Below are 26,375 nucleotides of genomic sequence, written 5' to 3'. Positions count from 1 at the left end.
GGCGGGGCGCTCGCAGTACAGTGCGGCCTCTCCCGCTTTCTTGACCGGTTCCGTCCGGCGCACCCGCGCCCTGCCGGGACCGCCGCGAACCCGTGCCCGACGTTTCGACCCCTGCTGTGCCTAGCCCCTGGCGACTGTCCGTTGCCCCCATGATGGATTGGAGCGAATGGTGAGCATTCATGCGGCTCTGCGCGGGTGCTGTAGCAGTGGCGTAGCACTGGCGCAGAGCGCGGCTGCCTCTTCGCGGCGCTGCTCGATGAGCTTGGCGACGTCGGTGACGTGAGCGAACAGGCCCCCGCCTTCGAGCTTGAATAGCGGCAGGCCCAGCTCCTTGGCGTAGTGCTTGTTTTCGACGGTGCGCTTGTTGAGGCACAGCAGATCGGCCAGCTTGTCGATGCTCATGATCGGGTTGCCCTCGGTGAGCATCAGCAGGTACAGCTCAGTTTTCATGGGTCACCCCTCGGCCTTGCTTGGCCATCAGATTCACTTGCGCTTCTGACCAGTCGGCGGCCGCGATTGCGGTGGCCTGGTCAACCTGCTCGGCAAGCAGGTCCATGACGATGGTTCCGGTCTTGGCGAGCTGGTACTCGGGGCCGGTGAAGAGGATGCGGCCGGTGCGGCCGTAGCGATCGATGAGCTTTGCGACCAGGTCTACCTGGGGCAGCATCTCTGCCTCGCCCACCTCAAGCAGCTGTGCGACGCGCAGCCAGGTGAGCACCCCGCCCATCACCTGCCAGAGCACTTCTTCGCTCGCATCGCCGCACGCGATGGTGTCGAGGTTGCTGATGTGCGCTAGGCCGAGACCGATCACCTGTTGCTTCGACAGCCCGGGGCAGCTGCGCAGCTGTATGCTGTGCGGCCGCTGCTCGCGTTGGCGTTGGTTGTTCTGGCGCGGGGTCATCGGGGGGCTCCCAGGGGCGATGCGTCGGGCTGGGGAGCGAGTGGAGCGGCTGCGCGGTGAATCGTGATGCCGTTGACCTCGCAGAACTTCGTGATGGCGCGTTGCATCCAGGTTTCGATTGCGCTGGTGGATCGGCAGCCACCACAGCAGTCCGACAGCTCCGCAGCCGTCAGCGCCCGCGCCCCCGCCACGCCAACCGATTGCGTGGCGTCCATGACCTTCAGCAGCGCGCTGCGGTACTGCCCCATCGCCTGGAAGCTCGCAGCGTAGGCGTCGTCTGCGATGAGGTCGCGCAATGTCGGGGCTGTCATGCGTCAGCGCTTTCCAGCAGCTCGGCCTGGCCAGCGCTCCCGCCGGCAGCGCCGGCGTCGTCCTTCTGCTCATTGCCGGCGGGAGCCGGCTTCGTCGGACTGGCCTTCTTCCCCTTCCCACCTTTGTTCGCGGCCGGCGCAGCGGGCGTCTCGGCTTTTTTGGCTTTGGGCTTTTTGCCAGCGTCAGCTTCCGCATGTTCTTCGCTACGCGCAGCGGTGGAAGGGGTGGAAGCGGCTACGGCTGTCAGGCTGCCATCAGGGTCGAGCGGGTCAACGCCGTACATCGCGGCCAGCTCAAGCTTCTCGGTGCGATGGTCCTTGTGGCTGCCGGTGGGCACCCGGCCGATGGCCAGCAGCGTGGCGAACTTCGCCAGGTCATCTGCGCACAGGGACGGCAGCTTCTCCCGAGCGAAGTGCTCTTCGTCTTCGAACTCCGACTCGCTGCCCTTGGCTTCTTCTGCGTCGATCTCTTCGCGCCAGCCCATGGCGTTGATCACTGCTTTAGAGAGGTCGTAGCTGCCTTCGAGCAGTGCCCGGCAGATCAGCAGCAAGTCGCCGGTGCTTCGCCGGGCTGTGGTCGCCTTCTCGTACACCACTGATTCGATGGTGCCCCAGTCGGTCTCGACCGCGCGCTCTTGCGGTGACATCGCGGCCAGGCTTTCTTCATACGCGGCGCGTTGACGCTCGAGATACGAATTGACGGTGGGGGGCGAACGCGGCTTCTCGACCCCCAGATCGACCAGCATCTTCTGGGCGGCCTCTTTCGGAAGGGCCTCGATGAGTTGCCCCGGGTTGTGCGGGTCCACGATGTACGCGGTTTTCGGCACTTCTTTGCCCTCGGCTGCCAGCTTGCGGCGGGCATCACCGAAGGTGACCTCTGAGCACTCATCGGCGTCGGCTGTCGTCGGCGGCGACTCGTCGGTGTAGGCGAGGAAGTTCAGAGGCGTGAAGCCAGTGGGGTGGCTGTGCTTGTTCGGCATGAGGGCCTTCGCTTCGTCGCCCTCAATGATCTCGGCCCCCGACTCGCGCAGCGCCTTGAGCTGGTTCGCCAGGTGGGCCGTCGCCTTCTGCTCGAAGCATTCGCGGTCGGTGCAGATCTGCGGGTCGAGCACGCCTTCGAGGTCGGGGTCGTTGCCGGCTCGCCGGTGGCAGTTGCTGCAGGCGCCTGCACGCTTGGCGAGCTGGGCGTCGGTGGGGTCGAACGGCGCGTCTTGCAGGTCGCAGTCGAACATGCCGCGCACCTTTGACTGCACCTGGCGCAGCGGCAGCCAGCCCACGGGTTTCCAGCCGCCATCTAGCCACTCTTGCGCGCGGCAGTCTTTAAGGGCCATGCGCTGAAGGTTGTGGTGCTGGTGGCGGGCGATTTCAAGCGCTCGCTCGGCACCCAGGCCTTCTTCGTCGAGCGCCTTGCGAACCTCGGGCGCGAGCTTGGCGAGCTTGAGCCGGCCGTAGACGTAGCTCTTGCTTTTGTTGATCTCGGCCGCGATCTCGTCGATGGACATCTTGTGCTCGCGGATGAGCCGCGAGTAGCTGTCGGCCTCTTCGAGCGGCGACACGTCTTCGCGCTTGCCGTTCTCGTGGATCTGCGCGACTGCTGCCTGCTGATCGGTCATCTCACGCACGATTGCGGGGATGTATTCCTTGCCGGCCAGGCGCGAGGCGCGCTCGCGGCGGTGGCCGAAGACGATCTCCCACTGCTGCACATGCGGGTCCATGTTGGCCAACCGGGCCACCGGCCGCACCACGATGGGTTGCATGACGCCTTGCGTCTTGATGCTCTCGGCGAGTTCGGCCAACGGGCCCTCGGGGTACGCCTTGCGCGGATTGAACGGGCTCTCGAACAGGTATTCGTTGAGCGGAATGATGGCGATGTTTTCCATGGTGCTGCCCTTGATGGATGGGCTCAGGCGCGGGCCTGGGCGGATTGCTTGAGCCGCAGCCAGGCCTGGCGCGGGGTGATGTCGTAGGCGACGCCGGTTTCGGCTTCGCGCTTGGTCATGGCGCGCTCGACGGCTTGGAGGGGCGCGCTCTTGATGGGGTAGCAGGTGAAGCGGCGGCGGTCGTCGGCGTACCAGGCGACGTCGATCACCTGGTGGCCCCGGCGCTTGTTGAGGCGCAGGCCGGACACGCCGCTGGTGTTGTTGGCGCGCAGCTCGTGGACGCGGGCGCTCATGAGGGCACCTCTTCGCTGGGTAGGGGGTGCGTCTCTTGCCGGGCGAACAGCAGTTCGCTGTAGCGCTCGACGAAGGTGAGGCCCCATTCGCGCGGGGTGACGGACTCGCGGGCGCTGAAGTCCCACTCGATGGGTGGGTGCGAGTCTTCGACCGGCCAACGCGGGCCGCCTACGGGCAGCAACTGCTGGCGCTCGGTGGTGAGCGCTGTCAGGTCGGCCCAGCGGATCACGTCGCGCGCTGCCGTGAACGCGGCGAAGCAGTTGAAGTGCCGCAGCACCGCGTGCTGGGCCTGGGCCTCGACGCGGTGCCACGCCTCACCCAGCACGTCCTTGAGCGGGCTGCTCACGTCGCCCACGTACGCTTCGTGCGCGTCGTGTAGCAGCCCGGCCATGAGGATGTGCGGGCTGACGACGCCGGCACGCTGCATGATCTCGACAACCAGCAGGCTGTGCTCTGCCACGCTGTACGGCCGCGAGCAGGCGCCGTTGAAGCGGTTGATGTGCGCGAGGTGGTGCGCCACGTCCATGACGTTGACGAAGCCGGGCAGCCAGAGCTTCAGGTCTACCGTTGTGCCGCCAGCGGTAAGCATCCAGCTCATGCCGGCACCTCGGCGCTGATGACATGGCCGACCTGGGCGATCTTGGCGAAGGCCTCGGCGGCGGTCTTGAACTTGAGGCGCAGCGTGTAGAAGACGTGGCCTGGCACGTCGCGCTCGGCGGTGGTGAGCAGTTCTGCGGCGAGCGTGGGCACGACGTGGCTCAAGTCGAAGGCGATGAGCACGTCGCCATCGACCCTGGTGGCGCGCTTGAAGAGGGCGGGGCGGCCATGCTCGAAGACGGGTTGCAGCGTGAGGCTGGTGCCGTCTTTGAACATGACCTCTTGGCGCTGGGCGCCGACCTTGAACTGTTGCTCGGGTGGCGGGTGCAGCGTCATGCGTTCTCCGACTTGGGGTTGAGGGTGGCCAGGTCAAATGGCCCGAAGGCGTGGCAGGTCACCATGCGCAGCACGCCGTGACCCCCGTGGTTGGCGAAGGTGATGCCGCGGCCAGACACGACGACGCCGTCGCCGATGGCGAGGCGGTGGGCAAGGCCCGTGTACAGGTCGCGCTGGTCGGCCGGCACGTGGAAGATGGCGAGAAAAGGCACCGCGTCGCGCGGTTGCAGCACCAGCAGGTGGATGTGCACGCTGCCGTCTGTGCTGGTTCGGACTTCGGCCAGCCGCTGCAACTGGCCGGCGACCGCCACGAACATGTCTGAGGCCAGCCTCGCGGAAGGGGCGACCGGCTCGCGGTCGAGCACGGCGCTCACAGCGCCCGCCCCAGGTGAAACGCGGCGTACACCACGAGCATGCCGAGCGGCGCGCCCATGGCCATGCCCCACAAGGCACCCCGGCGAACGCCGCCGCGCCACGCGGCCATGCGCGCTGCGCGCAGTGCGGCCGCATGGCGCCGGTGCAAGTCGTCGGCGCGGTCGGGTGTCGAGGGCCGCACCACGCAGTGCAGCGGGCGCGGCGGTGGCGGCATGACCGGGTCAAGCACTCGATCAACGAGGCTCAACTCGGTGTCGGCAAAGGGGGTGGGCGCGGGACTAGGACGCATGGTCATCGGCTCCTGCTGTGTCGTCGGTGGGTTGCTCGGGGTTGACTTGCTCAGTGCAGGCGCCTGCACAGTCGAGGCTGGTGTCGGGTGGGGCGATCCACCCGCTCAAGCCGAAGGCGAAGAACAGCGCGGCGTAAACCAGCGGCCAGCGCACGCGCGGGTTGCGGTTCGCCCAGCGTTCGAGAGGGAAGGGGTGGAGAGGCGGGGGCTGCTTCACGTCACAGCTCCGTCTCGAGGGCCAGGTGCACGCCGGCAGACGTGCTGGCGTGATGCAGCGCCGGCAGCAGGGCCACGCGCAGCGCGACGCCGGCCGCAAGAGGCACGCGGGCGCTCGGCGTGACCAGCGGCACCAGGCGCCCGCCGTAGCCCGTGACCGCGCCCACCGTCAGCGCCAGGCGCTGGTCTGGCGTTTGCCACGTCCAGCCCGCGTAGACGCTGCTGCGGCCCAGGCTGTTGCGGTAACCGCCCAGCGTCAGGCCTGCCAGCGCCCCGTGCGACCAGCGCAGGTACGCGCCAGGTGTGCTGCTGCGATAGGCGCGCTGCTCGTGGGTGGTGTAGCTACTGCTGCGGCAGCTGGTGCCGTGCGGCAGCTCTTTGCCGCCTGAGTCGGTGCAGGTCGAAAGCGGCCGGACGGTGCTTTCGCTGTGCGTGCCGAAGTGGGCTGTGGTGAGGTGCAGTCCAAGGGTCGCGGCATCGCAAAACGTGGTGGCGGCCGCCATGACGACCAGCACGACGGCCAGCATGAAGTGGCGCAAGTTCATGCGCCGACCTCTGCTTGACTGACTGCGGCGTTCTTCTTGGCCTTCTCTTCTTCGGCTCTCAGCCGGTCGGACTCTGCGGCGAGCGCGAGATATTGGGCTTCGCTGATCAGCTCGCCGTTGACGACTTTAAGTTCGGCGTAGCTGGCGCCGTGGGTGGCTTCGTAGTGCACCTCCCGCCATTTCGGCAACGACACGTACTGGTGGTTGACCGGCTTTGCGCGTTCGAGGATCGCCAAAAGTTGTTCGGCATCGGCTAGCGATGCCAGGGCGTAGTTCGTGCCCCCAAGGTTCGCAATGATCAAGATTCGCTCCCATCAGCCCGGAATGAGCTGGCGGGGCGACTCTAATCCCGAAAACGGGATTGTGCAATCCCGTTAGTGGGATGATGCGGGGCGCATGTCCGCTCCCGGGTGGAGGGCTGGGGCGGGTGCTTGCGCGCATGCTGTCAACCCCAAGAAGGGCGAGGCTGCTGCGCTTGTAGTGAGTGTTCGCAATCCCCTGTCTATGGGGTCGGGGAGCGATACCTGTAAAGGCTTACATGTCGGCAGGGGCGACGTATGTGTGCCAATCGCGGGCCGCAAGCGGCACAGACCGCGACAGGGCGAGCAGGGAGTGCTTCGAGTTATCTGGGGAACGTGTGAGGAATGAGATGAGCCGGCCGGAGGTGGGGGCCGATGCAGTTGACTGCCGTCATGGCGGCGTGGTCACTCAAAGTGCCATGGTCATGGCTGATATTGAGTTGGCGCTTCTTTCATTGACTGAGCGCGCTACCGCCCGCGCGACCCTGCTGCGAGTGCTGGGCGTCGCGTCTTTTGAGCGGATTTCGCCGGCACAGGCGGCGATTGCAATGCTTTGGCTGGAGGGCTTTCGGGCGCTTGAGCGTACTTCGAGAGCTTTGCCGCGAACTTTGTGATGGCGCGCCTGGCGGCCTCTCTCTTTCCGGGGTGAAGAGCGTCGAACGCGGTCTCGAGTTGGATGAGCTTCGCGGGGGGGATGCGCCCTTCGTCGTCCACTACGAGTGCCAGCAGGAAGTTCTCAAGAGCTTCTGCATCGACGCCACTCGGCTGACTCCTTGATGATGCAACGTCTTCGCCGAGATTTGGTGCAATGAGTCGCCATGCGTCGAGGCCGAATGCTTGCCCTAGCAGGTCGAGTTGATCGATCCCGCACGCACTTTCGGCGCGACGAATCCGATCAAGTGTGCCGTTCGTCGGTCCCCCGGCGGCGGTGATCTTTGGGAACTTGTCCCTGTCCGGGCGGCGGCCCATCAGGTCCTTGAGGTTCGCCGCCAGTACGTCTTTGCTTGGGCTGTCCATGGCTGAACTCTGCCCAAGGTCAAATCCCGAATGTGGGACTTGAGCAATCCCGAAAACGGGATTACAGTCCCGCTCATGGAAGACATCCTCATTCAGCTTAAGCGCCGCCTGCGCAACGCAGGGGCTGCTCGGTGGGAAGCCATTGCGAGTGCCACCGGCGTCGCAAAAACGCTCCCTCGAAAGATCGTCTATGGGGATCGAGAGAACCCTCGCGTTCAAACGATCCAGCCGCTGATTTCCTACTTTGACGCAGTTGACCGGGGCGAGCGCAGCCTGCCCGCTGTGGCGAGCGAAGCCCACGCCGACGCGTGAGGGCCATTTGGGGGGCAGGGTTTCCATTGGGCGAATCCTCTCCGATCCGGTACTTGTCAGTCCATCACAACCCGCACCCACTTTTGTGACGCCATGAATGTTCTAAGCGCTCTGTACGACACGGTGCATGACTACGGGGCAGAAGCCATTGCCTCGCTCTTCTCCCCTCGCAAGTCGCTGGTCCAGCTTTGCCACGAGTTGCGGCCACCGAAGGACAACCGGGCCAAGGCTGGCTTGCTCGACGCCGTGAAGATCATGGAGTGGACGGGCGACCACCGCTGTTTGCACGCGATCAACCAGCGGCTGGGCTACGTCGCGTTTCGCATGCCTCAGCTTGACGAAACGGCCCACGGCGACACGTTGGCACAACTGGCCGTGTTGACGAAGGAGTTCAGCGACGTGCTGGGCGAGGTGGCCACAGGCGCCGCCGACCGGGTCATCAACGACAACGAGTTGCGGGCTCTTGAGCGCCAGTGGCAGGAAGTGGTGCAAGCCTTTGCGGTGTTGCACGCAACCTGGGTTGCGAAGAACAAGGCTTGTCAGTCATCGGGAGGGCGCGATGCCGCGTGATGTGCGCCCTTCAAACGCGCCGCAGAACTTCTCCGGTGGCGACAACCACAAGCGTCCCGTCCGTATTGACGTTGACGTTGCCGCCGTTGGCCAACTTGTGGGAGCGCATTCCTTCTTCCCAATGGGGCGGACCAGCAAGCGTGGTCGTTTCGAAGAACTCCGTGAACACAAACACCGTGTTTTGCTGGCCTTGACTGTTGACTGCTTGGTAGCTGCCGGTTTGGCGCGTGATTGTCCGCATGGGGGTTCCTCGTGATTGAAGCTCTGAAGGGACTCGCTGCGGCCAACGCGGCTGCAACTCTCGCAATGATCGCGGGTTCTGCCTTGTGTGTAGATACCCGAGGTGCACCCGGCGTGCCGAGCGGAGCGCTGCAACCGGCCGAGGTGGAGGTGCGCGATGCAGCCTGAACCGAGCAAAGCTGTTCGCGCGTTCGCGTACTCAACTCCGCCAATGCCGGTGACATGCAACGACTTGTCTATGGTGACCATTTGGGTAGAGGTGGGGCCATGAGACCGCGCGGCGAGATTCGCCAGGCGCTGGCAAGCGCAGCCGAGGCGCTGTATGCGCAGCAGTTGCGGGGCGTCCACGTCAATCAGATCGTGCAACACGCGCAGGTCGGGCGGAAGGTCGGCGAGGCCACGGTGAAGAACATGGTGAAAGCCGGTGAGTTGCAGCGCTGCGGCTCGCTCGCGGTGCCGACCTCGCGGCGCCCACTGGCGCTGTATGCCCCGCGCTCGTGGGTAGGCGGAAGCCTCACGAATCTGGATCACGCGCTGCGCAGCTGGTCGCGCGGCTGAACGAACCGGGCAGCCCACCCGAATGGCTGCTACCAGAAGAAGAATCATATGACTCGATGGAGAAGGGGGTCGCGTGGCGGGTGAGCGCGATCTGATCGATTTCGACGCCCTTGCGGCCAAGCTGCTTGACCGCGCACCCGAACTGCTGCCGGCCTGGCTTGATGGCGGCCACCGGGTGGGCAAAGAGTTCGTCTGCGGCAGCTTGAGCGGCGGGGCTGGCTCGAGCTTCAGCTTCAACCTCAAGAACGGCATCTGGAAAGACTTCCAGAGCGGCGAGGCGGGGCAGGGGATGATTCGCCTGTACGCGGCAATTCACGGCCTCGGCCAGGTTGAGGCGGCGCGCGAGTTGCTCCAGTCGGAAGGGGGGGCCGCAACGACGCCTGCTCGCCAGCCACCGGCTCGCCCGCAGTCGAAGCCAGAGCCGCCCGACGAGGGCTGGACGACACAACGGCCGGTGCCGGCGCACGCGCCAAAGCCGACGTATAGGCACCCGCACCGAAAGCCCGAAGACATCGAGCACATTGCGGAATACCGCGTCGGCGATGCGGTTGCCGGGTACGTGGTGCGCTTTCGCACCAGCACGGGTGGCAAGGACACGCTGCCGTACACCTGGTGCGTGAGCGCACGTGATGGCGCGGCACGCTGGGTGTGGCGGCAGTTCGATGAACTGCGGCCGTTGTACTTCCCAGGTCACCGGTTGCCTGACGGGCGCACGGTGGTGGTGGTCGAGGGTGAGAAGAAGGCCGATGTCCTTCAGGTTCTGCTCGACTCTTGCGCGCCTGGCGTCTATTGCGTCGTGAGCTGGGTCGGTGGCTGCAAGGTGTGGGGCAAGTGCGATTGGTCGCCGCTTGCCAACCACACGGTCATCCTGTGGCCCGACTGCGATGCCAAGCACGTTCCCTTGACGCCCGCAGAGCGCAAGGCCAACCCCGACAAGTTGGCTCAGCAGGTGCTGCTGCAAACGAAGCCGCTCCTGGATGCGGTGAAGCAGCCGGGCCTGCAGGCGATGCTGGGAGTGGGCTCGAAGCTGCGTGAGGCGCACGGCTGCACGGTGCAGCTGCTGCCGATACCCGAGCCGGGCAGGGTGATCGATGGGTGGGACTGCGCCAACGCGATCAACGATGACGGCTGGGACTTTGACCGAGTGCTCGGCTTCTTTTCGCAGGCGACTGCACTGCCGGAATGGGCCGCTGCGGGCAAGCCGCCGGCCAGGTCGTCGGAGCCGCCGCCGCCGCCCACCGGCGGCGATTCCACCGCTGCCGCTTCGGAGGGTGACGACGAAGACGACGCGTTCGCTGAACACATCGAATACGTCTGCGAAACGCTGAAATGCAAGCCCTGGGACTTGGGCGTGAACCGCAAGTTGCTGATTGCGGGGCTCAGGAAGGCGCCCGATCTGAAGGGCTGCCTGGGCTTCAACGAGTTGACGAACGCACCTGGCACGGTGAAGGCATGGCCGTGGCGCAAGCAGGCCGGGCCGCTGGCCGAGACCGACGCGCTGCGTTTGGGCGACTGGCTCAGCCAGCAATACAAGCTGAAGGCGGCGAGCAAGGCCGCGTTGGTCGAGGCGATGGACACGGTGGCGGACATGAACCGCTATCACCCCATCAGGGACTGGCTGCATTCGGTCGAATGGGATGGCAAGCCACGGCTCGAGAAGTGGCTCATGCACGTGCTGGGGATGAAGCCCGAAGAACAGTCGCCTCGGCGGCGGCGCTACTTCGAGCTGGTGTCCACCTTCTTGCTGATGGGGCTGGTGGCGCGCGTGATGGAGCCTGGCATCAAGTTCGACTATTCGCCGGTGCTCGAGGGCAAGGGCGGTATCGGCAAGTCCACGTTCGTGGCTGAGCTGGTCGGGAAGGACTACTTCTCGGACACGCACTTCGACATTGGCAACGGCAAGGACGGCATGGAGCAGCTCGAAGGCCTGTGGGCCTATGAGTTGAGCGAAATGACGGCCTTCAAGCGCGCGGACAGCGAGCAGATCAAGCAGTTCTTCAGTTCGACGGTGGACCGCTTTCGTGGGGCCTACGGCCAGTACGTGCAGGCCCACCCACGTCAGTGCGTCATCTTCTGCACGACGAACAAGCGGCAGTACCTGTACGACCTGACGGGCAACAGGCGGTTTTGGCCGATGTGGATCGGCGGGCGCATCAACATCGAATGGCTGCGGAAATGGCGCGCTCAACTCTTTGCCGAGGCGTTTGATGCCTACAAGCGCGGTCAGCGGTTCATTCCGACGCGCGAAGAGGAAGAGCGCTACTTCGTGCCAGAGCAAGAGCTTCGGCTCGTTGAGACGACGGTGCAGAGCAAGTTGTATGAGCTGCTCACGCGAGAGGGGGCGCTTTCGACCGAGGGGCGGTCGACCTCGGGGCTGAACCAGCACACGACGTTTGTCACGCTGCACGAGCTGGTGCATGCGCTGGGCGCGGACGCGGCGAAGTCCACCGGGCTGCTCGAACAGCAGATTCGCGGGTGGTTGGACGCGCAGGGCTGGATGCACATGCGGGAGTCCACAGGGGCGCGCCGTCGAGGCTATGCCAAGCCGGACGTCTGGCCACCGGAATTGCCGGCTGAAACGGATGTAGCGGTGGGCGCGGCGCCCACCGATCAGCAAGAGGGAGGCGAGCGGTCCGCGCGGGTCGCATCGCCTCATGGGATCAGCGATGACGAGCCGTTTTGACCAGCGAGCGCAGCGCGCAGCTGCGGAAAAGGTCAGGGCTCTCGATACGCGACAGCGAGCAACGGGTGCGGGAGGCGCGATTCGCGGCCCTCGTTGCGGCGCTGTGGCGGGTAGGTCGCTGCACGCACCTATGACGTAGACGAAGCCATCACGAGGCGGCTCGGCCGCGTGGACTCGCCGTCCACGCGTCCAGGCTACCCATGGAGCACACGGCACGGCTGCCATTCCGAAAAGGGGCAGTTGAAGCCGCTGCATTGCCCTCGCCCCCTTTGAACCAGCGCCTGAATGCGGGCGCGGGCATCTGGGGGCGCGTGTGCACACGCGCGCGGGCGAGCTTGTGTGTGTGTCATGAGATCAGTAAGAAAGGGTGGACGTATGGACCGGGCAGCAGGTCGGCAGATGGACCGGACGGAAATCGAGGCGGTGGTGCAAGTGATCAAGACCCACATGCCACAGACCTACGCGTCGATTCACGCGAAGGCAAAGCAGATCGGCCGCGAGGCCTACAGCGCAGTGCGCAAGGCCATCGCAGGGGAGCCGAACATGTTCTATGCGGTCGAGGCCGGGCGCGTAGTGGGCACGCCGTTCTCGGTGCGCAACTTCACCGACGAGGTCGCGGGGTGCATGGTGCAGTTCAACTGCAAGTCAGTGGTGCTGTGGGGTGCCGACCAGGCGATCAAGGGAGGGGCCGATGGCGCGCATTGAATGGATCAGGGCGAAGCTCGAGAACTGGGCGCGTTGGGCGTCTGAGCGGGAGTGCGGGGCGACGGGTTTTCCGAGGCAGTCGCCGTTCGCGCGATGGGCAGCGGTCGAAGGGCCGTCCGAGGGGCCCAAGGTGCCGACCGATTCAATTGACGCATCGCGCACGCATGAGGCGGTCGAGTCGATGCGTGTGGTCCGCAGCGACTTGTGGTTGGTCATCCAGTGTCACTACCTCGGTGACCCGCAGGCACGGCAATCGAGGCGCCGGCCGATGTCCACCGAAGAGATCGCGCTTCGCATGGTGATTGGTCGGCGTGCCGTGCAGGTGAGGCTTGAGGCCGCAGACGCAGTGCTGGCGGGGCTGCTGGGGAGGCAGTAGGGCAGGGCGAGGGAGTTTTACTCTTTTCGCCGAATAGGTACATTTCAGGCACGCTGAGCGATTGCTGTGTTCACCCACAGTTGATCGTTCTTACAGCCCCGCTGCGGTCACCCCGGCGGGGCTTTTCATTTGGGGCTTCCGTGTTCGATTCGCACAGCAACATCGGCGATGTGATCAAGGACGCTGACCGGATGCACCCGCAGTTCCAGTTCGCGTGTGCCAAGGCGTTGACGATGACCATGCGACTGGTGCAGAAGGCGATGCCCAGCGAGGTCGAGTCGGTGCTTGATCGGCCCACCTCGTTCACCAAGGCGGGCTTCTACATGACGCCTGCTCGCAAAACCGACCTGTCGGCTTCGGTCGGTGTGAAAGACAAGCAGGCTGAATACCTGGGCTATCAGGTGCATGGTGGGGTGCGGGCACCGAAGCGCGTTGCCCTGCGGCTTCCTGCGGTGGTCGAGCTGAATGAATCGGGCAATCTGCCGGCGGGCGCGATCCGCCGGATGGTTGAGAAGGCGAGGGCAGGAAAGAAGCTGACGAAGGCCCAAGGCCGCCGCTTCGGTGTGAGCAGCAAGGCAGAACTCTTCTACGGCGAGCCGGGGGATGGTCGGCCCGCCGGCATCTACAAGCGTGTGACGGCCGCAGGCCAGCAGCGCCTGGTGCCAGTGGTGTTGTTCCCCCGAACGAACGCCACCTATCAGCGGCGCTTCGACTTCTATGGCATCGCACGTCGGCTGACCGAACGGGAGTTCGAGGGCAACCTCGACCGGGCGTGGGCAGAGGCCATCGCCTCGGCACGGTGACCGAACTGAACGGGTCCCCCCCAGGGGGCCTCGCCACGAGGGTCATTCGCGGCACGTTTTGCGTGTGGTCTGTGGGTTCCAAGTTATAGGGACAGCGGGACACAGGGACAGGGACACGGGACAAGGGCGAGGCGGTGACGAAGAAGCTGAGCATTCGAGCGATGGCACTCGCGCTCGGCGTCTCGAAGAGTCAGGTTGACCGCGACGCCCAGGCCGGCATGCCGATGACGGATGCCGGTGCGGCTCGCGCCTGGCGCTTGGCGAACCTGGACATGGCGCGCGTCAAAGGTGGGCGTATCGACCGTCCGCTGCAGGCGCCTGCAGCAGAGACGGGGCTCGTCGGCGACGAGCCACCTGAGGCAGAGGCGGACCCGAGCGCCGACGAGCACAACGCTGCGTACCGCGAGCATCGCGCGACCCGCGAGCGCATCAACGCGGAGCGAGCGCAACTCGAACTGGATCAACTGCGGGGCCAGCTGGTGGATCGTGATGAGGTGGCGCGCATGCGCTTCACCGAGTTCCGGGCACTGCGGGACTCGCTCGGCAACGTGGGTGCACGGATCAAGCATGCGTGCGCGGCCGAGACCGACGCGCTTCGGATCGAGCAGCTGATCGAGGGTGAGATCTCGGGTGTGCTCCAGACCTTCGCCGACACCGTGCTGACGCGTGGCGTGATGCAGGACGCAGACGATCTCGATGACGACGAAGCCGATTGACCGCGTGCGACTGGCAATTGCCAATGCGCTGCGCCCTGACCGCAAGGTGTGGGTTGATCAGTGGTCCGAAGACAACCGTGTGTTGCCCGAGGACACACCCGAGCCGGGTCCGTACCGGAACGGCCGCACGCCTTACCTGATCGACATCCAGCGCACGATGTCACCAGGGTCGCCGTGGCGCGAGGGCTGGTGGATGAAGCCCCACCAGGTCGGTGGCTCAGTCACCGGCGAAAACCTGATCGGCGCGTGGATCTGCAACGCGGCGGGCTCGCTGCTCGTTGTCTTCCCGACCCTGGCCGATGCCGACCAATGGGAGGCTCAGCGCTTTGAGCCAATGCGCAAGGGGACGCGCGAACTGCGGCGGCGCATCCGGCCGCCAGAAGAGAAAGGAAGTGGCAACACAAAACGACGAAAGAAGTATCCCGGCGGCGTGATGCGCCTCGTCGGTGCGAACCGTGTGGGCGCGCTGAAGTCAGCGACCATTCGCTACATCAAGTTCGAAGAACCCGACGAGTACCCGGACACCCTCGGCCAGCAGGGCCACGTCATCGATCTGACACGCAAGCGTGCCGACAACTTCGGCAATAAAGCGAAGATCTACGGTGACGGCACCTCGACCATCAAAGGTCGCAGCGCCATCGAGCGCGAGGTGCTGCGTGGCGATCAGCGCAAGTGGCATCTCTTCTGCCCGGACTGCGATCACGCGCAGGTGTTGCATCGCACCCAGCTCCGCTGGCCTGACGGTGATCCTGAAGCCGTGCGGCTGGTTTGCGAGTCCTGCGGGGCGCTCAACGACGAGAGCGCCTGGAAGGCACGCAACTACCGCGTGCGCCCGCGCGGCCTGTCAGAGGCCGACGCAAAGGCGCAGGGCTATGCGTACTGGGAAGCGACGGCCGTCGGGGCGCCGGGGGTCGCGAGCTGGCTGAGCTTCAGCGCGCTCGCGGCCCCCTTGGGCTGGCGTCCATGGCCCGAGTTCGTGCGTGAGTGGTTGGCGGCACAGGGCGATGAAGAGAAGCTCAAGACGTTCGTCAACAACTACGACGGCGAACCCTACGAATCGAAGCTGGGCACAGAGGTCGGTGCCGAGCAGCTGCAGCAGCGCGCTGAGCAATACGACCTGATGACCTGTCCGCCCGGTGGCTTGGTGTGCATGGGGGGCGTGGATACGCAAGACAACCGGCTCGCCGTTGTTCTGCGCGCCTTCGGGCGTGCAGAGGAAAGCTGGGGCGTGTGGCACGGCGAGATCTACGGGGACACGCAAGCGCCCGAGACCTGGGCGAAGTTGCGTGAATTGCTCGAGGCCCCAATCCGCCATGCGAGCGGCCAGGTGATGCACGTGGATGCGGTGGCCATCGACGCTGGGGGGCACCGAAGCGAGGATGTGTTCGCCTTCTGCCGTGACGCGCAACTGCGGGGCAAGCACTGGTTTGCGGTGCGCGGCGCCAAGTCATACGAGGCGCCAAAGATCAGCCGACCAAAGAAGTACGAGTTCACCTGGCGTGGCACGCCGGTGCCCGGCGGGGCCGAGCTGCGGTGGCTTGGCACCCAAAGCATCAAGAACCTGATCGACGGGCGCCTCAAGCTGGCGAAGCCAGGCGGTGGGTTCTACCACTTCCCGCTCGGCTTTGAGGCGGATTACTACAAGCAGATGCGCTCCGAGCGCCGCGTTTGGGTACGCGACAAACGCGGCAACAAAGACCTGTGGTGGGTGAAGGGGTCGGAGCGCAACGAGGCGTGGGACTGCGAGGTCTACCTCTATGCCGCGTACCTCTACGCGATGTCGGGGCGCCATGCCGAGGCTGTGTTCCGCGAACGCGAGAAGCTGTACGCATCCGTGCGCCAGCTCGACCTGCTCGAAGGTCCCGCGGCCACCACGACTGAAGCGCGCAACGAGAACGTTGTGCGGCACCGTGAAGACGTCGAAGACAAGCAGCAGGCCGATGCGCCGGCTGCTGAGCCAGCGCGACCAGCGCCGGCTGCTCAACCAAAGAAGCCGAAGCCACGCCGAGGATTTGTGAACGGCTGGCGTCGATAGACAACAAGGATCGAAGAATGAAGAAGTTCCAAGTGCGCGGCCTCGCGGTCGTGCTGCTTTCGCTCGTCTGCTTGGCGGCATCCGCCGAACTGGTTCGCTCCGTTACGCCGAGTGCGTGGGATCTGTATGACGGCACCCGCAAGGTGTCCTCGCATGCCTCCGAGGCGGCGTGCGCCGATGCGGCGGTGGAAGTAGGAGTGCCCGCATCGTATGGATGTCGAACCATCAGCCGCGTCGTTGTGGCTGATGCAGGCGGTCGAGTGCAGGCGCCTGCACCGTACAGCGTGCAGACACAGGTCGAGGCCATCCGTTCCCATCCGGGTTACGGTCACCAGTTCGCCGGCCTCACACTGCCGACCCCACCTCGCGCCGACTGCCTGGCCAACGTGGTCAGCGCGACCAGCCTCGCAGTGTTCAACGCAGAAGCCGCTGGCACGTGCAAGCGCATCGTGCTGACGCCAGGCGCACATATCGGTGTGGCACGCATCACCGGCCAGGACATCGAGGCGGTGTTTGATGGCGTCACGATCACGCCAGCCGACGACTCACACGCCCTGCAGGTCGCGGGCGACGCACGGCGCGTGCGCGTCATCGGCGGCACGTTCAACAACGTGTACATGGTCGGTGGCTACCGGCGCGGTGCGAACGGTGCCGAGCAGAACTTCGTTGAAGACGTCCACCTATTGGGCGGCAGCTTCGTCGGCTTGTACACGCAGGGGCGCAGTACTACCTACTACGGCGACGGCGTCAGCATCTCGGCGAGGCGCCTGCTGGTCGAGCGCGTGTTTGTGCGGTCGGCCAACAGCGGCTTCTTCGTCGAGCCCGGCAGCACGAACCTGATCCTGGCCAACTCGAACATCGTGGTGCCGAAGCTTGCGCGTCACGAGAACCCGGTGCGACTGAACGGGGCCGACCTGGTGGCAGTGCTCGACACGCGCTTGCGCACCGAACTGGGCCCCGGCCAGACCGGACCGATCAAGCACACGTGGCGCATGCATGCCGCCTACGCCGGAACCGGCACGCCAGGAGGCCGGCTCATCCTTCGCAACGTGCAAAGCGAGGGCGGTGGTGCGATGGGTCAGTACCCAGGGGTGGAGGGCCCGCACGCGCAATCGGGCCTGATCGTCTTGCACGGCTGGCGCTACTACCGCGCCGCTGAGGTTGAGGGCAACAGCATCGCTGCGTTCCCACACCGAAACACCTACCCGGGCTCTGTGCACCTCGGGACGGTGATGAACGCGGCCCTGTGGGCTGACGACGTGACGGTGTTTCACGACGGGCCCGCGCCCGGTTCGCCGGTCTTCACGAGCAACACGCCGCCTGGTCATTTGGGCCGAACGGAATTCGCGCGCTACGTCGAGCCGCCCACGTGGGCATTTCGCTGAGACACACACCATGGACATGCTTCGCTTCCTGCTGTCTCGCGTCGATCCTGTCGAGTTCGTGCTCGGTGACAACGCGGGAGACCTGCCCGGGCTGACCCGCTTTTCGTCGATGAACGTCGATGGCGACGTGGATGGCTTCGGCCACATCTCCATCCGCAATGCGGGCACCGTCTCGAACTACCACGGGATTGGCCGCTTCGGCGGCATCGCGACCCAGCTGGCTGGTCGCACGGTGGTTGCGGCGCAGATCGAGGTCGCAGTTGGCAGCTATCGCCAGGTACTCGGCAATGGCGGCGCGCTGACCGTCAACCTGCACCGCTGCCTTTCGCCTTGGATCGCGCGGCAAGAACGCCTGACCGTGGGCGGCAACATCACGTGGACCAGCCGAGGCAACTTCGGCGCAGGCAACGTTCTCTGGAACACGGCGGGTGGGCGTGGCGATGGAATCGACCGTGCTGCGACCCCGACCACGTCCTTCGTGATCCACGACAACCGCACGCGTGGGCATGTCTACGCGATCACCGGCGGAACGCTCGTGGCAGACGTGCAGGACATGATCAACAACCCGTCGTCGAACAACGGGTGGTTCCTCATGGTTGCACCTGAAATGCTGAACGAGGGAACCTCCACGACCTACCAGTTGCTGGCCGAAGAAGCGTCCGCCACCGAAGAGCCCGACGTGCCTAACGCGCAGAACCTGCGCCCGCGCCTGCGCGTCTGGTGTCTGCCCTGAGTCGTTAGCCCCCAACACATGAAAGCCGCCCGCGAGGCGGCTTCTTTCATTCTCTGGAGCCAACCATGTTCCTTCGCGCCAACACGGCCACGACCATCACCGTCGGCCCCTTCATCTCTTCCACCGACCGCATCACGCCGACCACTGGCCTCGCTATTGCTCAGGCCGATGTGCGGTTGCGCAAGGGCTCGGGTGCCTTCGCGCAGAAAAACGATGCGACCGCCGCATCGCACTTGGAATTCGGCTATTTCGATGTCGCTCTGAATGCGACCGACGTAAACACGCCGGGCCGCTTCAAAGTCGGCGTCAACAAGGCTGGCGCTCTCCCGGTGTGGGAAAACTTCATCGTCCTGCCCGAAGCGGTGTTCGACGCACTGGTGGCCGGGTCATCGCAACTGCAGGTGGATGTGACCGGGCTCGCCACCTCGGCAGCGCTGGCGGCCGTCGCTGCACTGCTGGCCGACGTGAACGCAAAGACCGCAGCTCTCCCGGCCGACCCGGCCGACCAGTCGCTGCTGGTCGATGCCACGAGCGCCATCATGGCCCGCCTCGGTGCGCCGTCGCACGGCAGCATCGCAAACGACATCGCCGAGTCTGGTGGCGGCACGAAGGAAGAGATTGCCGCCGCTGTGCTCGATGAGGTCGTCGAAGGAACCACAACCCTGCGGCAGTCGATTCGCCTGTCGAACTCCGTGCTCGGTGCCAAGGCGTCCGGGCTCGAAACATCGACCGCAGTCTTTCGCGACCTGGCCGACTCCAAGGCTCGCGTCACCGCGACGGTTGACAGCCATGGCAACCGCACGGTCGTCGCGCGAGACCTGAGCTGATGTTCGGGCCCCGCTACTTCGGGGCGCGCCATTTCGCGGCGCGCTTCTTCGGTCACGGCACGACCACGGTACCCGTTGTAGGCGAGCCCGTTCGAATGTTCGGTCGCGTCTTCTTTGGTCCGCGCTTCTTCGCACGCCGCTGGTTCGGGGTCACGGCGCTCCCTCTGCCTTCGTGGCCAGCGGGCGGCACCTCGCGCATCGGCCGCACGCCGACTCACCCGCCTCGGTAGGAACTCTCATGCAACAGCAGCTCGTGGCAGGCGACAGCCTGAATTTCTGCACGGCCACGCCGCGCTACCCGGCCGATGCGGGTTGGGTGCTTCGCTTTCGGCTGGTGCCACGCGACCCGGATGGTCGATCGATCAACATCCAGGCACGGGCTGAGGGCGACGCGCACCGCGTTCTGGTCGATTCAGGCACCACGTCGGATTGGCTGCCCGACACCTACTCGTGGACGGCCTGGGTCGAGTGCGACGCTGAAACCTACACGGTGGACAGCGGCCAGATCGTCGTGCTGCCAGATCCGCGCGCAGTCGGGCCCGGCCATGACGGTCGCAGTCTCGCACAGCGCACGCTCGATGACCTCTATGTCGCCAAGGCGCGGTGGGACACCACCCGAGGACAGCAGCGTCGCTACAAGATCGGCCAGCGCGAGATGGAGTTCAACAGCGAGACCGAGATCATCCAGAAGATCAATTTCTGGGAAGCGCAGGTCCAGCGCGAGAAGAACGACCTGAACCTCTCCAAGGGCTTCCGCCCGAAGAACCGAATCCTCACGCGCTTTACGCGCCCACGCTGAAACACCCATGCCACTGATGGACTTTCTTGCCGATCTGGTCGGCAGGCGGGGCACCCCTGCGCGCTCGATTGGCGCAGGGCCTGCCGGCGACTGGCGTCGTGAGCCCACCCTCTCGGTGCTGGCACCCGGCCGCTCCGGGCGTGCGCTGCGCGGCTACATGGCCGCAAGCAACGACCGCCTGGTGGCCGACCTGATGAGCGTCACCGGCTTTGTCTCGGGCAACGCTGAAGTGCGCATGTCGCTGCGCACCATGCGCATGCGGTCTCGCCAATTGGCGAAAGACAACGAGTATGTGAAGCGCTTCCTGCAGCTGCTTCGCAACAACGTGGTCGGTCCGCGTGGCTTCGATCTTCAAATGAAGATCTACAAGACCCGCCGCATCGACGGCTTGGCACAGCTCGACAAAGACGCGAACCAGACCATCGAAGACGCACATGCCGAGCACAGCGAACTCGGCACCTTCAGCGCCTGCGGCATGTACAGCCGCGCTGCGTTCGAGCGCGCCGCGATGCACAACCTCGCGCAAGACGGCGAGGTGATCATCGAAAAGCTTGTGGGCAGGCAGTTCGGTCGCTTCGGCTTGGCCTGGCGCTTGATCGATCCCGACCTGCTCGACGAAAACCTGAACGTGGGTCGCAACGGCGCGTACCCGGGTTACGGCGCGCTCGCCGAGGGCCACACGATTCGCATGGGCGTCGAGCGCAACGCTTACAGCCGACCGGTGGCTTACTGGTTCCACAACGTGCACCCTGGCGACGATGTCATCGGCGTGTCGGTGGTGCGGCATCGTCGGGTCGAGGCGGACCGGATCATCCACCGCTTCTTCGTCGAGGAGATGCGCCCCGACACGGCACGCGGCGTGCCTTGGATTTACGCCGCGCTGCGCCGCATGGCGATGCTCGGCGGGTATGAAGAAGCTGCTCTTGTCAGTGCCCGGCAGGGCGCCAGCAAGATGGGCTTCTACAAGCCGCCGTCGGTCGAAGGCGGCCCGGTGCAGACCGCTGCCGCGGACGGTACGCCCGCCGCAGATGGTGAAGACGCGGAGGGCAACCTCTACCAAGAAGCTGAACCCGGTGCGTTCGGTGTTTTGCCACCGGGTTGGGACTTCGCTACCTACGACCCTGCCTATCCGAACGACGCCATGGAGGGATTCATCCGGGCGATGTTGCGGGCCTTTTGCTCGAGCGTCGGCCTTGCCTACAACGGGCTGACCGGTGATCTCGAGAACGTCAACCTGTCGGCCATGCGCCACGGGGCGAACAGCGACCGCGACACCTACGAGGCGTTGCAGCAGTGGTTCCGCGAACACATCAGCGTGCCGATGTTCAAGCCCTGGCTGCAGCTCGGGCTAGACCTCGGCCAGATCGGGCGGCTGCCTGCCGACGCGTTCGAGCGGCTCAACAAACCACGCTTTGTTGCGCGGCCATTTCGCTCGCCTGACCCGCAGAAAGACATTGCGGCAGGTGCACAGGCCGTCGCTCTCGGCGTGCGAAGCCGCACCCGCATCTGTGCTGAGAACGGCGATGACTTCGAGGAAGTGCTCGACGAGTTGGCCCGCGAAGAGCAGATGGCCCGAGACAAGAAGGTGACCCTCAACACAGCGGCGGCCACTGCTCACAAGAACCCCGCCGTTGATGACGCTGGCAAGCCGGCAAAGCCCGGCGCCGAGTCGGCTGCAAACGCCGGCGGCGAAGAACCAAAAGAGGAAGAGGACGACGATGAAGCTACGTCAGAGTAATCAGTTCTGGTCGCGTGCTGACAGCCCTGCGCGTGTCGAACTGAAGGCGGCGCTCGATGCGTTGCAGGTCGGCCAGCGTGTGCGTATCGCAGACGTGATCTCGCGAGTGCCCGCGCCGGCCACTGATGGTGACCCAAGCGAAGGTGAGCGCACCGACCGTGTTCCCGAACTGGTCGAGTACACGACCGGTGAAATCCGCTCTGGCGAGGTTGACGACGACACGCGCGAAGTCGATCTCTCGTACAGCAGTGAAGCGCCCTATGAGCGCTGGTGGGGGATCGAAATCCTCGGCCACGCCTCGGGCGAGTGCGACATGTCATGGATCGCATCGAGCCGGGCACCCCTGCTCGCCGACCACGATTCATGGACACAGATTGGCGTTGTCCGCAGTGCCTCCATCGGCCGCGACCGGAAAGGTCGCGCGCGCGTTCGCTTCGGTAGGAGCGAACGGGCCGAGCAGGAAATGCAGGACGCCAAAGACGGCGTGCGCGTCAACGTGAGCGTCGGCTACGAAATCCGCGAACTCGAGCTGGTGAAGCAAGAGGGCGACGTGAAGACGTACCGCGTGACCGACTGGAAGCCGCTCGAAGTCAGCCTGGTGTCGATCCCCGCCGACATGAGTGTCGGACTCGGGCGAGGCGCTGAGGACAACCCCACCCCTACGGCCACGGCCGCAACCGTTACCCCACCTGTTTCAAGGACTCACATGACCATCGAAACCCAAGACCTCGACAAGATCCGCGAAGATGCCCGCAAGGCCGAGCAAGAGCGCGCCAAGGGCATCACCGCCCTGGCCACCCGGCACAACCTGCGCCCTCTGGGCGACGCGGCCATCCAGGACGGCACCAGCCTCGAAGCCTTCCGTGGCCAGATGCTCGACGAACTGCACAAGCGCGGCTCCGACAAGCCGCTCGATCAGCGTGCCGACCACCTGGACCTGTCGCAGCGCGACGCTCGCAACTTCTCGGTCGCGCGCTACATGCGCAGCCTGATCGACAAAGACAAAGACGTTGCGCCCTTCGAGCACGAGTGCGCCAAGGCCGTGCGCGATGCGATGGAGAAGGTCGGCTATCACGGTCGCGGCAAGGGCAACTTCCTCCCCTTCGACGTCATGCAGCAACCGCTGCCGGGCGTGCGCGTGGTTGAGGGCCAACTCATGGTGGGCGACCGTGTCGTCACCGGTCAGCGTGACCTGTCCAGCCTCTCGGCGGCTGCCGGCGGCGACCTGGTCGCTACCAACCTGCTGGCCACCGACTTCATCACGCTGCTGCGCAACGCGTCGCTGGTGCGTCGCATGGGTGCCCGTGTGCTGGGCGGCCTGGTCGGCAACATCGAGATTCCGCGTCAAACCGGCGGCGTCACGCCGGGCTGGGTCGCGCAGGGCGCGGCGGGCGCCGAGGGCAACGCGACTTTCGGCAAGGTCACCCTCACGCCGAAGACCGCCCATGCCATCCAAGACGTGACGCGTGACCTGCTGCTGCAGGCGACGCCGGCCGTCGAAGGCCTGGTCCGCGCCGACCTGATCGAAAGCATGGCTTCGCAGCTCGACCTGGTTGCGCTGCACGGCACCGGTGTGGGCGACCAGCCCACCGGCTTGGCCAACACGGTGGGCATCGGCTCGGTGCCGGGCGGCACGAACGGCGCGGCCCCGACCTGGGACCACCTGGTCGAACTCGAATCGCTGGTGGCCAACAACAACGCTGCGTTCGGCTCGATGGGTTACCTGACCAACACCCGCGTGCGGGGGCGCCTCAAGCGCACGCAGAAGTTCAGCGGCACCAACGGCCAAGAGATCTGGCAACCGGCGATGCAGGGTGACGACTCGTCGCTCTTCGGCAGCCTGAATGGCTATCGCGCTGGCGTGAGCAACAACGTGTCGAACACCCTCACCAAGGGCTCGGCTGCGGCGATCTGCTCCGCGATCTTCCACGGCAACTGGTCCGATCTGTTGATCGGTGAGTGGGGTGGTGCCGAACTGCTGCCTGACGAACTGACGCAGGCCGCCAACCGCATCGTGCGCATGCACATCTGGCAAACCATCGACGTGGCCGTGCGCCGCGCCCAGAGCTTCAGCTCGATGCAGGACGCCCTGACGACCTGACCTTCCGTCTCCTAGCAGGCCTTGCAGTCCTGCCATTCACCGGCCCGCCAGGCATGTCCTGCCGGGCCGGTTCTTTTTGCACCGCAAAGGAACACCACCATGAAGAAAGTTGAGATCGTTTCCAACACGTTCATTCCCGGCCTCGAGGGCCAGATGAAACCCGCGTACGTGGGCAGCGTGCTCGAAGTCGATGACAAGGTTGCCGGCGAACTGCTGGCCTCGCAGCGCGCCAAGCTGGCCGACAAGAACGCGCGGGTGGTTGACACCACCAAGAAGCACGAAGAAGAGGCCGACAAGCGCGCCGCCGCGGTCAGCGCGCCCGGCGGCGACCTGGCCACGTTGGTGGCAGCTCTCACCGCCGCCCTGCAAACCCGCCCGGCAGTCTGACCATGGCGCTCAAGAAGTACCGAATCCTCAGTGGCACTTGGCTGCGCGGGCCTGGCGACTACCGGCACGCCGGTGACGAGATCGAACTCGAAGACGACGTGGCGCGCGATCACGCCACCCGTCTTGCACTGGTGCAGGCGCCTGCACAACCCGACCCCGGGGCCGATGGAGCCGGCACTGAAGCGCCGGCCGGCGAAGGCTGATGGCCTTCGATGACGACCTCGCATCGGTCTTCGTCAGTGACTTCGGTCTGCCGTGTCGCGCGGGTGGCGTTGACTTCGTCGGGTTGCTCGACCAGCCCGACGAAGTCTTCGACCTCACGCGTGCCAGCGTGCACAGCAGACAGTACCTGTTGACGTACGCGAGCGACGCGGTGACGTTGCGCCGCGAGCAAGCCGTCACGGTCAACGGCCAGCCTTACGTTGTCCGCGAAGCCCCGCGCCAGGTCGATGACGGCGCCTTCACCGTGGCCACCCTCACACGGACCTGACCCATGCCCAGCAAAGCCGAGCAGATCTGCGAGCGGCTCAAGGTGCTGCTGACATCCGCGACCGACGCCGGCGCGAATGTCTACCGCGACCGAGAGGACGCATTCACGCGTGATGAACCTGTCGCCTTGTTGATTGAGTGCATCGACGAGGACAGCGAGCCCATGGGTGGCCCGGTTGGGCCATTCGTGCCGCTGCACGGCAAAGACCGCGACACCCTGCGCGTTGCGGTCACCGTGCCCGTGCGCGCGTCGAACTGGCAGGGCGTGGCCGACGCGGTGCGTGTGCAGGCGCATGCGCTCATCGCAGCGGACCCGGCGCTCAATGCCATCGCGCCCGCTCGCCGCGACCGCTGCGAGTGGCGACCGGCAAGCGCCGACGTTCCCTTCGGCTACTGCTCGCAGATCTACCGATTCACCTACCTCAGCCGGGCCCACGCCCTCGACGCCAGCACCTGATCTGGCGCCCCCGCTTCACACCTCTTAGGAGACCACCATGTACCTCTTTGGCTCGACCCTCATGTGGGGCACGCAGCAGACCGATGCGACCGGTGCCGCCGTGGCCACGCCGACCTCGTTGCTCTTCGGCACGCTTCAAGACACCGAGATCGACATCAAGTTCGAACTCAAGCAACTGCACGGCGAAAAGCAGTTCGCCGTGGCCGTGGGCCGGGGCAAGGGCCAAATTGCCGGCAAAGCCAAGTTCGCCTCCATCCGCGCCGGCTTCCTCGAAACCATCGTGTTCGGCCAGTCCGGCACCAACGGCCTTGTCTCGATGGTGTACGACACCGTGGGCGTCGCGGTGCCCGCCACCCCGCACCAGGTGACGGTGGCGCCGCCCAGCAGCGGCACCTGGTCGGCTGACCTGGGGGTCATCAGCTCTGTCACCGGTCGGCCGCTGCAGCGTGTTGCAGCGGCGCCGGCCAGCGGCGAATACTCGGCGTCCGCCGGTGTGTACACGTTTGCGGCAGCAGACGTCGGCATCGTGATGTACATCAACTACCGCTACACGGCGGCCAGCACGACGGCGCGGCAGATGAACATCACCAACCTGCCCATGGGCTACGCGCCGACCTTCCGGCTCGACATGTACGGGCCGTACCAGGGGCAGAGCGCCGTCCTCACGCTCAACCGTTGCATCAGCGACGGCGTGAAGATCTCGGCGAAGAACGACGACTTCAGCGTGCCCGAGATGGGGTTTCAGGCGTTCGCCAACGACGCCGGGATCATCGGCACGCTGTGCATCACGGAGTGACGGCCATGAAAGGACTTCCCGTCACCCTCGGCGCCACGGCCTACACCATGCCGTCGCTCAACGCGGCCACCTCGCGCGAGTTCTGGCCTCGCATCCAGGACATGCAGGACGGCAAAGAGGCCGACCCTCTTGGCCTGGTCACGACGCTCGTGTACCGCTGCCTCAAGCGCAACCACCCCGAACTGACCGAAGACCAGGTGGCCGAGCACGTCGATCTGGACAACATGGCCGAGCTGGGCGCCAAGGTGTTCGGCGCCGATTCGTTCCGCCGCTGGGCCGCTGAGCAGGCGCAGCAGCAGGGAAACGTCCCGGCCCCGCAGACGCTGGCGGATGGAACTGGGGCGACATCTACGCCAGCATCGCCACGGCCACGGGGTACACGTTCGCCCAAATCGACGAGCTGACGCTCGACGACATCGCTGACCTCTGGCTCTACTGGCGCAACAGCCCGCCAGTGCACATCAGCCTGATGGCCGCGCTCAACGCATGGGGCGGCAAGGGCCAGTCCACCGGCTCAGGCGCTGCCACGCCTGCAGCCACAGCAAAGACCGAAGAAGGCGCCATGGAGGCCATGGCGTCGATCTTCGGGCCACCCGTTCACAAGT

General features: G+C 65.5%; 35 protein-coding genes. 21 read left to right on the top strand and 14 right to left on the bottom strand.

Annotation, left to right across the window (positions count from 1 at the left end):
• Positions 1–177: 177 nt before the first annotated feature.
• The 13 genes from AC1KAT_RS00630 to AC1KAT_RS00570 form a co-directional block, all read right to left on the bottom strand.
• Positions 178–450, bottom strand: a complete 273-nt coding sequence (locus AC1KAT_RS00630; protein ID WP_480321725.1) for a hypothetical protein — start codon at positions 448–450, stop codon at positions 178–180.
• A complete protein-coding gene (locus AC1KAT_RS00625; RefSeq protein WP_480321723.1) occupies positions 440–901 on the bottom strand; it encodes a hypothetical protein in 462 nt (153 codons plus the stop codon). Before AC1KAT_RS00625 ends, AC1KAT_RS00630 begins: the two co-directional genes overlap by 11 nt.
• Complete coding sequence (locus tag AC1KAT_RS00620) at positions 898–1,212, bottom strand: hypothetical protein (protein ID WP_480321721.1); 315 nt, start codon at positions 1,210–1,212, stop codon at positions 898–900. The genes AC1KAT_RS00625 and AC1KAT_RS00620 overlap by 4 nt, the downstream gene beginning before the upstream one ends.
• Positions 1,209–3,092, bottom strand: a complete 1,884-nt coding sequence (locus AC1KAT_RS00615; RefSeq protein WP_480321719.1) for a ParB/RepB/Spo0J family partition protein — start codon at positions 3,090–3,092, stop codon at positions 1,209–1,211. Before AC1KAT_RS00615 ends, AC1KAT_RS00620 begins: the two co-directional genes overlap by 4 nt.
• Positions 3,093–3,115: 23 nt before the next feature.
• Positions 3,116–3,385 (bottom strand): hypothetical protein, encoded by a 270-nt coding sequence (locus tag AC1KAT_RS00610; protein WP_480321717.1) that lies wholly within the window; start codon positions 3,383–3,385, stop codon positions 3,116–3,118.
• On the bottom strand, positions 3,382–3,984 hold the full coding sequence (locus AC1KAT_RS00605; RefSeq protein WP_480321715.1) for a YfbR-like 5'-deoxynucleotidase: 603 nt from the start codon (positions 3,982–3,984) through the stop codon (positions 3,382–3,384). The genes AC1KAT_RS00610 and AC1KAT_RS00605 overlap by 4 nt, the downstream gene beginning before the upstream one ends.
• Complete coding sequence (locus tag AC1KAT_RS00600) at positions 3,981–4,319, bottom strand: hypothetical protein (protein WP_480321713.1); 339 nt, start codon at positions 4,317–4,319, stop codon at positions 3,981–3,983. Before AC1KAT_RS00600 ends, AC1KAT_RS00605 begins: the two co-directional genes overlap by 4 nt.
• Entirely contained in the window at positions 4,316–4,693 is a 378-nt protein-coding gene (locus tag AC1KAT_RS00595; protein ID WP_480321711.1) for a hypothetical protein, read from the bottom strand. Before AC1KAT_RS00595 ends, AC1KAT_RS00600 begins: the two co-directional genes overlap by 4 nt.
• Positions 4,690–4,983, bottom strand: a complete 294-nt coding sequence (locus AC1KAT_RS00590) for a hypothetical protein (RefSeq protein WP_480321709.1) — start codon at positions 4,981–4,983, stop codon at positions 4,690–4,692. The genes AC1KAT_RS00595 and AC1KAT_RS00590 overlap by 4 nt, the downstream gene beginning before the upstream one ends.
• Complete coding sequence (locus AC1KAT_RS00585) at positions 4,973–5,200, bottom strand: hypothetical protein (protein ID WP_480321707.1); 228 nt, start codon at positions 5,198–5,200, stop codon at positions 4,973–4,975. The genes AC1KAT_RS00590 and AC1KAT_RS00585 overlap by 11 nt, the downstream gene beginning before the upstream one ends.
• A 1-nt stretch (position 5,201) precedes the next feature.
• Positions 5,202–5,744, bottom strand: a complete 543-nt coding sequence (locus AC1KAT_RS00580; RefSeq protein ID WP_480321705.1) for a hypothetical protein — start codon at positions 5,742–5,744, stop codon at positions 5,202–5,204.
• Entirely contained in the window at positions 5,741–6,046 is a 306-nt protein-coding gene (locus tag AC1KAT_RS00575; RefSeq protein WP_480321703.1) for a hypothetical protein, read from the bottom strand. Before AC1KAT_RS00575 ends, AC1KAT_RS00580 begins: the two co-directional genes overlap by 4 nt.
• A 465-nt stretch (positions 6,047–6,511) precedes the next feature.
• Entirely contained in the window at positions 6,512–7,060 is a 549-nt protein-coding gene (locus tag AC1KAT_RS00570; protein WP_480321701.1) for a hypothetical protein, read from the bottom strand.
• Positions 7,061–7,135: 75 nt separating this feature from the next.
• Between AC1KAT_RS00570 and AC1KAT_RS00565 the strand changes: the two genes are divergently transcribed.
• Together AC1KAT_RS00565 and AC1KAT_RS00560 are read left to right on the top strand one after the other, a co-directional pair.
• On the top strand, positions 7,136–7,372 hold the full coding sequence (locus tag AC1KAT_RS00565) for a hypothetical protein (RefSeq protein ID WP_480321699.1): 237 nt from the start codon (positions 7,136–7,138) through the stop codon (positions 7,370–7,372).
• 93 nt (positions 7,373–7,465) lie between these two features.
• On the top strand, positions 7,466–7,942 hold the full coding sequence (locus AC1KAT_RS00560) for a phage regulatory CII family protein (protein ID WP_480321697.1): 477 nt from the start codon (positions 7,466–7,468) through the stop codon (positions 7,940–7,942).
• Positions 7,943–7,952: 10 nt separating this feature from the next.
• Here the strand turns inward: AC1KAT_RS00560 and AC1KAT_RS00555 are convergent, their stop codons facing one another.
• Positions 7,953–8,183 carry a hypothetical protein gene (locus tag AC1KAT_RS00555; protein WP_480321695.1) on the bottom strand — a complete coding sequence of 77 codons (231 nt, stop codon included), beginning with the start codon at positions 8,181–8,183 and terminating at the stop codon, positions 7,953–7,955.
• A 266-nt stretch (positions 8,184–8,449) separates the two neighbouring features.
• On the opposite strand from AC1KAT_RS00555, the gene AC1KAT_RS00550 reads away from it, so the two are divergent.
• The 19 genes from AC1KAT_RS00550 (at position 8,450) to AC1KAT_RS00460 (ending at position 26,174) form a co-directional block, all read left to right on the top strand.
• Complete coding sequence (locus AC1KAT_RS00550) at positions 8,450–8,740, top strand: hypothetical protein (RefSeq protein ID WP_480321693.1); 291 nt, start codon at positions 8,450–8,452, stop codon at positions 8,738–8,740.
• A 73-nt stretch (positions 8,741–8,813) separates the two neighbouring features.
• On the top strand, positions 8,814–11,423 hold the full coding sequence (locus tag AC1KAT_RS00545) for a VapE domain-containing protein (protein ID WP_480321691.1): 2,610 nt from the start codon (positions 8,814–8,816) through the stop codon (positions 11,421–11,423).
• Between the two features lie 399 nt (positions 11,424–11,822).
• Positions 11,823–12,128 (top strand): hypothetical protein, encoded by a 306-nt coding sequence (locus tag AC1KAT_RS00540; RefSeq protein ID WP_480321689.1) that lies wholly within the window; start codon positions 11,823–11,825, stop codon positions 12,126–12,128.
• Positions 12,115–12,504: a hypothetical protein gene (locus AC1KAT_RS00535; protein WP_480321687.1), complete on the top strand. Its 390-nt coding sequence runs from the start codon at positions 12,115–12,117 to the stop codon at positions 12,502–12,504. The genes AC1KAT_RS00540 and AC1KAT_RS00535 overlap by 14 nt, the downstream gene beginning before the upstream one ends.
• Positions 12,505–12,644: 140 nt before the next feature.
• Positions 12,645–13,307, top strand: a complete 663-nt coding sequence (locus tag AC1KAT_RS00530; RefSeq protein ID WP_480321685.1) for a hypothetical protein — start codon at positions 12,645–12,647, stop codon at positions 13,305–13,307.
• 134 nt (positions 13,308–13,441) lie between these two features.
• The gene (locus tag AC1KAT_RS00525; RefSeq protein ID WP_480321683.1) at positions 13,442–14,023 is read left to right on the top strand and encodes a hypothetical protein; all 582 of its coding nucleotides are present in this window, start codon (positions 13,442–13,444) and stop codon (positions 14,021–14,023) included.
• Entirely contained in the window at positions 14,004–16,058 is a 2,055-nt protein-coding gene (locus AC1KAT_RS00520) for a phage terminase large subunit family protein (RefSeq protein WP_480321681.1), read from the top strand. Before AC1KAT_RS00525 ends, AC1KAT_RS00520 begins: the two co-directional genes overlap by 20 nt.
• 17 nt (positions 16,059–16,075) lie before the next feature.
• Entirely contained in the window at positions 16,076–17,443 is a 1,368-nt protein-coding gene (locus AC1KAT_RS00515; protein ID WP_480321679.1) for a hypothetical protein, read from the top strand.
• 10 nt (positions 17,444–17,453) lie between these two features.
• The gene (locus AC1KAT_RS00510) at positions 17,454–18,176 is read left to right on the top strand and encodes a hypothetical protein (RefSeq protein WP_480321678.1); all 723 of its coding nucleotides are present in this window, start codon (positions 17,454–17,456) and stop codon (positions 18,174–18,176) included.
• Positions 18,177–18,241: 65 nt separating this feature from the next.
• Entirely contained in the window at positions 18,242–19,003 is a 762-nt protein-coding gene (locus tag AC1KAT_RS00505) for a hypothetical protein (protein WP_480321676.1), read from the top strand.
• Between the two features lie 238 nt (positions 19,004–19,241).
• Complete coding sequence (locus tag AC1KAT_RS00500) at positions 19,242–19,802, top strand: hypothetical protein (protein ID WP_480321674.1); 561 nt, start codon at positions 19,242–19,244, stop codon at positions 19,800–19,802.
• Between the two features lie 7 nt (positions 19,803–19,809).
• Positions 19,810–21,540 (top strand): phage portal protein, encoded by a 1,731-nt coding sequence (locus AC1KAT_RS00495; protein ID WP_480321672.1) that lies wholly within the window; start codon positions 19,810–19,812, stop codon positions 21,538–21,540.
• Positions 21,521–23,641, top strand: a complete 2,121-nt coding sequence (locus tag AC1KAT_RS00490; protein ID WP_480321670.1) for a phage major capsid protein — start codon at positions 21,521–21,523, stop codon at positions 23,639–23,641. Before AC1KAT_RS00495 ends, AC1KAT_RS00490 begins: the two co-directional genes overlap by 20 nt.
• 99 nt (positions 23,642–23,740) lie before the next feature.
• Positions 23,741–24,028, top strand: coding sequence for a hypothetical protein (locus AC1KAT_RS00485; protein ID WP_480321668.1), 288 nt, complete (start codon positions 23,741–23,743; stop codon positions 24,026–24,028).
• Positions 24,029–24,030: 2 nt separating this feature from the next.
• Positions 24,031–24,231 carry a hypothetical protein gene (locus AC1KAT_RS00480; RefSeq protein ID WP_480321666.1) on the top strand — a complete coding sequence of 67 codons (201 nt, stop codon included), beginning with the start codon at positions 24,031–24,033 and terminating at the stop codon, positions 24,229–24,231.
• Positions 24,231–24,518 (top strand): head-tail joining protein, encoded by a 288-nt coding sequence (locus AC1KAT_RS00475; protein WP_480321664.1) that lies wholly within the window; start codon positions 24,231–24,233, stop codon positions 24,516–24,518. Before AC1KAT_RS00480 ends, AC1KAT_RS00475 begins: the two co-directional genes overlap by 1 nt.
• Positions 24,519–24,521: 3 nt before the next feature.
• Positions 24,522–24,974 (top strand): hypothetical protein, encoded by a 453-nt coding sequence (locus tag AC1KAT_RS00470; RefSeq protein WP_480321662.1) that lies wholly within the window; start codon positions 24,522–24,524, stop codon positions 24,972–24,974.
• Between the two features lie 37 nt (positions 24,975–25,011).
• Positions 25,012–25,770, top strand: coding sequence for a hypothetical protein (locus AC1KAT_RS00465; RefSeq protein ID WP_480321660.1), 759 nt, complete (start codon positions 25,012–25,014; stop codon positions 25,768–25,770).
• 5 nt (positions 25,771–25,775) lie between these two features.
• Entirely contained in the window at positions 25,776–26,174 is a 399-nt protein-coding gene (locus tag AC1KAT_RS00460; protein WP_480321658.1) for a hypothetical protein, read from the top strand.
• The last annotated feature ends 201 nt before the right edge of the window (positions 26,175–26,375 follow it).

It is taken from the genome of Piscinibacter sp. PDB5-1 (assembly GCF_056676035.1).
This window is presented reverse-complemented; position numbering and strand designations above follow the sequence as displayed.